This window comes from Streptococcus pseudopneumoniae (assembly GCF_001073085.1).
Lineage (GTDB): Bacteria > Bacillota > Bacilli > Lactobacillales > Streptococcaceae > Streptococcus > Streptococcus pseudopneumoniae_M.
The window spans coordinates 1-8,849 of sequence record NZ_JVFV01000015.1; the positions used below are offsets into that span (position 1 = coordinate 1).

General features: G+C 40.0%; 7 protein-coding genes. All 7 read right to left on the reverse strand.

Features of this window, described 5'->3' with window-relative positions:
- Positions 1–116 precede the first annotated feature (116 nt).
- Positions 117–347 carry a DUF2969 domain-containing protein gene (locus ADH90_RS03200; RefSeq protein WP_049529940.1) on the reverse strand — a complete coding sequence of 77 codons (231 nt, stop codon included), beginning with the start codon at positions 345–347 and terminating at the stop codon, positions 117–119.
- Positions 348–478: 131 nt separating this feature from the next.
- Complete coding sequence (gene pcp / locus ADH90_RS03205) at positions 479–1,123, reverse strand: pyroglutamyl-peptidase I (protein WP_049529941.1); 645 nt, start codon at positions 1,121–1,123, stop codon at positions 479–481.
- A 13-nt stretch (positions 1,124–1,136) separates the two neighbouring features.
- On the reverse strand, positions 1,137–2,060 hold the full coding sequence (locus ADH90_RS03210) for a DUF979 domain-containing protein (RefSeq protein ID WP_049529942.1): 924 nt from the start codon (positions 2,058–2,060) through the stop codon (positions 1,137–1,139).
- On the reverse strand, positions 2,057–2,746 hold the full coding sequence (locus ADH90_RS03215; RefSeq protein ID WP_049529943.1) for a 5-oxoproline transporter, DUF969 family subunit: 690 nt from the start codon (positions 2,744–2,746) through the stop codon (positions 2,057–2,059). The genes ADH90_RS03210 and ADH90_RS03215 overlap by 4 nt, the downstream gene beginning before the upstream one ends.
- A gap of 34 nt (positions 2,747–2,780) precedes the next feature.
- Positions 2,781–4,748 carry a peptide ABC transporter substrate-binding protein gene (locus tag ADH90_RS03220; protein ID WP_049529944.1) on the reverse strand — a complete coding sequence of 656 codons (1,968 nt, stop codon included), beginning with the start codon at positions 4,746–4,748 and terminating at the stop codon, positions 2,781–2,783.
- Between the two features lie 21 nt (positions 4,749–4,769).
- Positions 4,770–5,792, reverse strand: coding sequence for a branched-chain amino acid aminotransferase (locus ADH90_RS03225; protein ID WP_000219010.1), 1,023 nt, complete (start codon positions 5,790–5,792; stop codon positions 4,770–4,772).
- A 124-nt stretch (positions 5,793–5,916) separates the two neighbouring features.
- Positions 5,917–8,394 carry a DNA topoisomerase IV subunit A gene (gene parC, locus ADH90_RS03230; RefSeq protein ID WP_080982615.1) on the reverse strand — a complete coding sequence of 826 codons (2,478 nt, stop codon included), beginning with the start codon at positions 8,392–8,394 and terminating at the stop codon, positions 5,917–5,919.
- Between the last annotated feature and the right edge of the window lie 455 nt (positions 8,395–8,849).

The window sequence follows — 8,849 nt, forward strand, 5'->3', positions numbered from 1 at the left end:
TTCGAACCCCCGAACCCGAAGGAGCGGATTTACAGTCCGCCGCGTTTAGCCTCTTCGCTATCTCTCCAATGATCAACGAAAACTATTATATCATGAAAATTTACAAAAAACAAGCTTTATTTTGCTAAATTATAGTTTTCAATCAAAATTTTCACAGCTTTTTCAAGTTTTTTATAAAAACTATCGACATTTCCATTCTTTATGATTGCGAATTGATTATCTAGTTCAGCAATTTCACCGATAATCTTTTTCCCAATGGTTAATGTGTAGCCTTCGAACTTTTCCTGACCAACTAAAACAGTTGCGTCTGTTAATTGAATTTCAATTTTCTTATCTTTTTTACTCATACCATACCTCTTTTCACTCTCCCTATTTTACAAGAAATTTAGAAAACTGGCAAGAAAAAACTCTATACCAAAGCAATCTTGATAAAGAGTTTTTGTGTAAAATCTGTTTTTTATCTAGAGATGAGTTTTTATTAGTGGGTTGTCCCACCCACTAATTTTATGTCCTTATCTTTATAATCTACGATAGCACCAATCGCAGCTTCGATACCTCTGACGATATCAGTTAAATTCATAGATGCTGTATTAGGCTTATTTACCACTTGTTCTGTCATATAAGGAATATGCATAAAACCTGCTCTCATATTGGGAAACTTTTTATCCACTAAATAGAGAGCCTGATACATCAAATGATTGCAAACAAAGGTTCCTGCTGTATTGGACACTGTAGCCGGTAACCCTTCCTCTTTAATCGCTTGAACCATTGCCTTAATAGGTAGTGTGCTAAAATAGGCTGCTTGTCCGTCCAGGCGTATAGGAGTGTCAATCGGCTGATTCCCTTGGTTATCTGGAATTCTAGCATCATCTTGGTTGATGGCAACTCGCTCAGGAGTTAGACTAGCTCTTCCTCCTGCCTGTCCGATGCAAAGCACAGCATCTGGATGGTATCGATTTATTTCTGCTTCTAAAACCTCTGCTGATTGATAAAAGACCGTTGGGATTGCTACCCAATGAACCTCTGCGCCATGAATCTCTGACGGTAATGATTTAACAGTTTCCAAGGCTGGATTGACCTTTTCACCACCGAAAGGATCAAAACCTGTTACTAATATTTTCATTTTATTTCCTTTGCTAAAATGCCAAAAAGTACATCAAAAATACATGGATGATAATCATAACAATAGCTACTCCTACCTGCGCTTTGATAACCCCATTTGGATCTTTCATATTCAGGAGAGCTGCCGGTAAAGCATTAAAGTTAGCCGCCATTGGAGTCAATAAGGTTCCACAGCAACCTGCCGTCATTGCTAGAGCTGCAGCCACGATTGGATCAGCTCCCAAGGCAAATACAAAGGGAACACCAATTCCAGCAGTAATAACCGTGAAGGCAGCAAATGCATTCCCCATTATCATGGAGAATAGAACCATCCCAAGGACATAAGCGACTACTCCCATAAAACGACTACCCGAAGGAACTAGAACGCTGATTAAATGTGAAATCAAGTCTCCAACGCCTGCAACGGTAAAAATTGCTCCCAAAGCCCCTAAAAGTTGAGGCACAATCCCACTAGTTGAGACTTGCTGAACCATGCGATTATTTTCTGCTAACAAGCTTTTAGGAGAACTCTTAGTGATCAATAAAAGAGAGACGGTTGCAAAAAATGCTGCAAGGCTGATAGCAATCTTACTAAAGTCAGGAATCATTTTTGCTAATACCAAAGCAATCAAAGCCATTAACATGACCGGAATAAAAATTTTATTCTTTAGTCGTTTAGCTTCAATGTTTGCCTTGACTTCATCCAGAGACGGTAAGGTTCCGATACGAACCTGTTTAAAGAGAGTTAGTAGTGCTAATAGCACTACGATAACTCCAATACAGATAGAAGGTAGATAAGAACCACCGATAAAACTGATGCCCAATAAAGCCCAAAACCCAGCTGTTCCAAAGCGAACTGGGTTTGTTTTATCTTTATAGCTACAATAAGCCGTATGAAGGAATTGACAACCAATCACAATATAGGTCAACTCTAATAACTGACTTGCTAGATTGCTCATTCTTCTTTTCCTTTACTAAGCTTTTTCACTAGCAGTTTTCTATCAAACAGGTAATTGTAAATTCCTACCACAAGTAGGGCCACTCCTGCAACAATAAGCGAAGCCGAAGCGATGCCTGCATAATTACTTTCATAACCTAATTGGTCCAGAGTGCCCCCCACCAAGAGGACACCACCTGCACCAACGAAAGTGTTCTGAGCAAAGAAATTTGCAAAATTATCATTTGCTGCTGCACGCGCTTTTAGCGCTTCGCTCTCCTGCTCCGTTAATTTTCTACCTAATTGAAACTCTGCTGCTGCTTGTCCCATGGGTTGAACCAAAGGCCTTACAAACTGCGGATGTCCTCCTAGACGAATGGCAAAGAAACCATCAAGTTCCCGAAAAAAGAAATACACTGTATAAAAACTTCCAACTGTTAGTCCCTTTATCTTTTGAATCAAGTCAATCGAACGTTGCTTGAGGCCAAAAGTTTCAGATAAACCTACCAGTGGCAAGGTTACCATAAAAATCGTCAGAACTCGTTGATTACTAAATTCTTTTCCCAAAATTTCCAAGAACTCAACAAGAGAAACTCCAGAAACTAGAGCGGTAACTAAACTAGCTAAGACTACCGTTGCAATGGTATCTAACTTATAGACAAAACCAATCACAATGATAACTATCCCTATTAGTTTAATCCATTCCATATAGGCCCCTTTATTCCAAAAGTACTAGTCTGTTTTATTTGACATGACTTTCTAGTTCTTTTTGGTATTTATTATTTGATTCCAATTTTTCTTTTTGCCATTTTTCAAGAGCTGCTTGATATTCTTTAGCAGATACAATCTCTTTTTGCAATTTCATTCCCTTGAAGATGTATGGATCACCCTTAATACCAACTTGTGAGTATGGTTTAGAGAAAGGAACAATGTTGCTGACAACTGGTGAACCACCTGATGAAGCTGTTGGCATCAGGAGAGAACTATCAGTGAGCCATGCTTGAGCTTTAGCATATTTTTCATATCTCTTATCCAAGTCATTTTTCTCAGAAACTGCATCATCCAAGAGTTTCTTATATTCGTCCAAACCTAGTTGAGCTACTACTTCTTTGTCTTTTCCTTTAGTAATACCAAGGTGTTTCATAGCAGAACCAGTCTTAGGATCCATGATATTGAGATAACTTGCTGGATCTTGGTAGCTTGGAGCCCATCCAGTACTGTTCAAGTCATAGTCTTTTTGAGCAGGAACACGTGCTTGAGATGTAATGCTTTCCTTCTCGTTATCAGTCATCTGAAGGACATCGATCACGACATTTTCAGAACCAAGAGTTGACTCGATTGATTGTTTAAAGGAATTGCTTTGTTGAACGGCAATGGTATCTGTCTGTTCAACTGGGACATCCAAGTGAATTGGGAAGGTTACACCTTTTGCTTCCAATTCTTTCTTAGCTTTTTCAAATGAAGCTTTGGCTTTGTCAGGATTGTAGATGGTATCTTTTCCGTCTACAAGCTCAACACCTTTCCATTGGTCTCCATAGTTGACCAATTCTTTTTGAGCGATATCACCAAAGTTTTTACCACCAGATTGTACAAAGTTATCTGGTACTAGGCTATTACGAATAATCTTATCCGCACCATCTTCACCGTTAAGCTGTGCAGCATAAGAATGACGGTTGAAGGCAAAGTTGATTGCTTGACGGAAGTCCTTGTTCAACATTGCTTCTTTTGTAGAAGTTTTCTGTTCTTCACTTGTTTTCGCAGTCTTATTGAAAGATTGACGGTTTACGTTAAAGGTAAAGTAGTAACTAGTTGAATCCTGCGGGCTGTAAGTAATTTTATCTCCGTATTGTTCCAAAGTAGAAGCAAAGTTTGAGCTACTTGGGAAGAGGCGAGCTGTTGTATAAACACCTGAAGAGAAGCTACGAATCAAGGATTCTTGGTCTGAACCATCATAGTAAGTTAATTTAACTTTCTCAATTTTAACCTTCTCTTTATCCCAATAATTTGGGTTCTTTTCATATTCGATTAAAGATTTTGAAGTCAATGTCTTCAAAATATATGGACCGTTATAAAGAATACCAGCTGGACTGACCGTTCCATAATTTTTACCAGAAGCTTTGAGGAATTCTTCATTTACTGGCAACATAGTTGCTGAAGTTACTTTGGAATTCCAGAAAGTTTCAGGTGCGTTTAGAGTGTACTCAACAGTATAATCATCCACTGCCTTAACTCCAACTGTTGAGAAGTCGTTAGTCTCACCAGTCATATATTCATTCAAGCCCTTGATTGAGTTTTGAATAAGAGTGACACCGTCTGATTTGCCATCAGCTACGTGTTTCAACCCAGTAACAAAATCATGCGCAGTTACTTCAGCGTATTCTTCACCTTCTGACGTGTACCATTTAACCCCTTTACGAAGTTTATAAGTATAAGTCAAACCGTCTTGTGAGACACTCCAATCCTCAGCGAGGGAAGGAATCAAATTCCCATACTGATCGTTTTCTAACAAACCATCAACGACGTTACCGATGATATCAGTTGTTGAAGTACGAGTTGCGATACTGTAGTCCAAAGATGATGGGTCTACTCCATAGACATAAGAGAAAGTTGTAGGCGCATCTGCTTCCTTGTCGGCTTTACCACAAGCTACAAGAAGAACTGCTGTACTCAGGACCACTCCTGCTGTTAACATCCACTTTTTCGTTTTCATAAAGATCTCCTTTAATAATTTTTAATCTACTTTTACAATCCAACCTTCTGGTGCTTCAATGTCACCAAATTGAATACCTGTCAATTCATCGTATAGTTTACGAGTCACTGGACCAACCTCTGTCTCACTATAGAAAACGTGGAAGTCATCACCATGTTGGATTCCTCCAATTGGTGAGATAACTGCCGCAGTACCGCAAGCACCTGCTTCTACAAATCGATCCAGACTATCAATTGGTACATCTCCCTCAACAGGCTTCAAGCCCAAACGATGCTCTGCCAAATAAAGTAATGAGTACTTGGTAATCGATGGCAAGATTGACGGACTCAATGGGGTTACAAACTCATTATCAGCTGTAATTCCAAAGAAGTTTGCTGAACCAACTTCTTCAATCTTGGTGTGGGTTGATGGGTCTAGATAAATAACATCTGAGAAATGACGGGATTTAGCCATTTTCCCTGGCAAAAGACTAGCTGCATAGTTCCCACCGACCTTGGCAGCTCCTGTTCCATTTGGTGCAGCACGGTCATACTCGTCTTGAATCAAGAAATTTGTTGGAACCAATCCACCCTTAAAGTAATTTCCAACTGGCATAGCAAAGATGGTAAAAATATACTCCTCAGCTGGTTTTACCCCAATGATATCTCCAACACCAATCAAGAGCGGACGAAGGTAAAGGGTTCCACCAGTTCCATAAGGGGGTACGTATTCTTCATTTGCACGAACAACGGCTTTACAAGCTTCTACAAACATTTCTGTTGGAACTTGTGGCATCAAGAGACGGTCACATGTACGTTGCAAGCGTTTGGCATTTTCATCAGGACGGAAGAGTTGAATACTGCCATCCTTTGTACGATAGGCTTTCAATCCTTCGAAGGCTTGCTGTCCATAGTGAAGGCTTGGAGATGATTCTGAAATATGCAAGGTTGCATCTTCTGTTAATTCTCCTTGAGACCATTGTCCATTTTTAAAATTAGCGATATAACGATAAGGTAGTTTCATATAGGAAAAACCGAGATTTTCCCAATCGATCGTAACTGTCATGACAATCTCCTTTATTCTAATCAAGCTTTGTGTTCTATTCTACACTATTCTCCTAAAAATTCAAGTATTATTTGTAATTTTCTGAAAATTTTACTTATAAAAAATCAGTCACTAGGACCGATTTTTAATTTTCTTTGATTTCTTTAAAGATTTCTTTGAGATAAGCATCAAAAACTTCTTCATCAGAAATGCTATCTGAAATGAAGCTTCCATTACTTGTGCGTTCCGATAAATTCAAATCTTGTAGGATTGCTTCGTAAGTCGTTCCATTATTTGATTGGATGACAAGCGTTTGCTCTCCATCTTCTACTTCTGTACTAAAGAGATCTCCAACAAATCCTTGTTCAGAAACTGCACCAGCAAGGAAGACACGATGTGGTTTGCTCTTTAATTCTCTAAGGACTTGAAGACCACGATTAGCACGACTGGTTGCTGGAATTCCCTCAATCGAAACGCGCTTAAGACTTCCACGATGCGTCAAAAGATAGAAAGATGAAGTGTTGCAGATAAAGGCTGCTTGTATCACATCATCTGCTTTGAGATTCATGGCTTTCACCCCTGCAGCTTTGGCACCGATAACTGGCACTTCTTCGATGTTAAAGCGGAGGGCATAACCGTTTCGACTAATCAAGAGGACATCATCCAATTTAATCGGAGCTACTGCTACAATCTGGTCAGTATCATCTTTCAACTTAGCATATTTGACAGACTTAGAACGATAGGTTCTCCATGGAGAGAATTCTTTTCGTTCGACACGCTTGATTTGTCCAAGGCGAGTCGTTGCAAAGTAAGTTGTCGCATCATCAAACTGATCCACAACTTCTACATAGATCACTTCTTCATTGGTTTCAAAGTTTGTAATAGACTGGCTCAAATGCTCTCCGATATCCTTCCAACGAATATCTGCTAACTCATGGACTGGTCGGTAAATGACATTTCCAAGCGTTGTAAAGATTAAGAGGTGCTGAGTAGTTTTGACAGATTGAACGAATAGCAATCGGTCGTCATCCCGTTTACCAATTTCTTCCAGTGTTGAAGCTGCAAAAGAACGAGGGCTAGTCCGTTTGATATAGCCCGCCTTAGTCACGCTGACGTAAGTATCTTCTTCAGCGATAAGACTAGCTGTATCAATCTCAATCACTTTTGCTGTATCTTCTAAAGTACTCAAACGTGGAGTCGCAAATTTCTTCTTGACTTCACGGAGTTCTTTCTTCATGAGATTGTACATGGTTCGTTCGTCACCGATGATAGCCGCAAGCATAGCAATCTTTTCACGTAGTTCAGCTTCTTCTTCTTGCAAGACAACCACGTCTGTATTGGTCAAACGATACAATTGCAAGGTAACGATGGCCTCAGCCTGTTCTTCTGTAAAATCATAGCTAACCTTGAGGTTTTCCTTTGCATCAGCCTTATTTTCAGAAGCACGGATAAGGGCAATAACTTCATCCAGGATAGAGATGACACGAATCAAACCTTCCACAATATGGAGACGTTTTTCGGCTTTTTCCTTATCAAAGCGAGAACGCGCCAAGATAACTTCACGACGATGGGCAATATAGCTAGACAAGATTGGCACAATTCCAACTTGACGAGGGGTGAAATTGTCAATAGCCACCATATTAAAGTTGTAGTTGATCTGCAAGTCAGTGTACTTGAAAAGATAGTTGAGAACAAGCTCAGTGTTCGCATCTTTCTTAAGTTCGATAGCAATACGAAGACCGTCACGGTCAGACTCATCACGAACCTCAGCGATTCCTGCCACCTTGTTATTGACACGAACTTCATCAATTTTCTTGACTAAGTTAGCCTTATTAATCTCATAAGGAATCTCAGTGATAACGATTTGTTCCTTACCACCTTTTAACTTCTCAATTTCAGTCTTGGAACGAACGACCACGCGCCCCTTACCAGTTTCATAGGCCTTTTTGATCTCGTCACGACCTTGGATGATAGCTCCTGTAGGAAAGTCTGGCCCAGGTAAGAATTCCATGAGCTTATCAACCTTAGCAGTTGGGTGATCAATCATGTAGACTGTCGCATCGATAACTTCAGCCAAATTATGCGGTGGAATATCTGTGGCATAACCAGCTGAAATACCTGTTGAACCATTGACTAGAAGGTTTGGAAAGGCTGCTGGTAAGACAGTTGGCTCTTTCTCCGTATCGTCAAAGTTCCAAGCAAAAGGAACTGTCTTTTTATCGATATCCTGAAGAAGATAGCCTGCAATCTCTGATAAACGAGCTTCCGTATAACGCATAGCCGCAGGCGGATCTCCGTCCATGGAACCGTTATTCCCATGCATTTCAACTAGAATCTCACGGTTTTTCCAGTCCTGAGACATACGAACCATGGCGTCATAGATAGAAGAATCACCGTGTGGGTGGAAATTCCCCATAATGTTACCGACAGACTTGGCCGACTTACGGTAGCTCTTATCAAAAGTATTGCCATCCTTATTCATCGAATAAAGAATACGGCGTTGAACCGGCTTCAATCCATCCCGAATGTCTGGCAAAGCCCGGTCTTGAATGATATATTTGGAGTAGCGACCAAAGCGCTCTCCCATGATGTCCTCCAAGGACATATTTTGGATATTACTCATATAAGATACAAAGGGGCGATTCGGCGTGCCGAAAATTTCTGTAGAAAAATAGGAAATCGATGCAGGGTTCGATGAACCCTAGACGATTTATCTTTTTTCATAAGAAATTAGTCCCGTGTTCAGTTACCTCTAGTAACCAAACTATCCTTTCTGTAGTTTAAAATACGTTTTAAAAGATGCGTCAGGAGTTTCCACACAGCATTTAGGGCGTGTTCAACTCCTTTCAAAGAATGTAGAGTAGATTTTTATACAGTGAAGGATACTTTACAGAAATTAGTCCTTTATTCATTTAAGATACAAAGGGACGTTTCGGCTTGCCGGAAATTTCTGTAGAAAAATAGGAAATCGATGCAGGGTTCGATGAACCCAAGGCGATTTATCTTTTTTCCTAAGTCTTAGTCCCGTGTTCAGTTACCTCTAGTAACCAAACTATCCTTTCTGTAGTTTAAAATACG

Coding starts and splice junctions, on each gene's coding strand:
- ADH90_RS03200 (WP_049529940.1), bottom strand. CDS start 347: ATGAGTAAAAAAGATAAGAAAATTGAAATTCAATTAACAGACGCAACT.
- pcp (WP_049529941.1), bottom strand. CDS start 1,123: ATGAAAATATTAGTAACAGGTTTTGATCCTTTCGGTGGTGAAAAGGTC.
- ADH90_RS03210 (WP_049529942.1), bottom strand. CDS start 2,060: ATGAGCAATCTAGCAAGTCAGTTATTAGAGTTGACCTATATTGTGATT.
- ADH90_RS03215 (WP_049529943.1), bottom strand. CDS start 2,746: ATGGAATGGATTAAACTAATAGGGATAGTTATCATTGTGATTGGTTTT.
- ADH90_RS03220 (WP_049529944.1), bottom strand. CDS start 4,748: ATGAAAACGAAAAAGTGGATGTTAACAGCAGGAGTGGTCCTGAGTACA.
- ADH90_RS03225 (WP_000219010.1), bottom strand. CDS start 5,792: ATGACAGTTACGATCGATTGGGAAAATCTCGGTTTTTCCTATATGAAA.
- parC (WP_080982615.1), bottom strand. CDS start 8,394: ATGAGTAATATCCAAAATATGTCCTTGGAGGACATCATGGGAGAGCGC.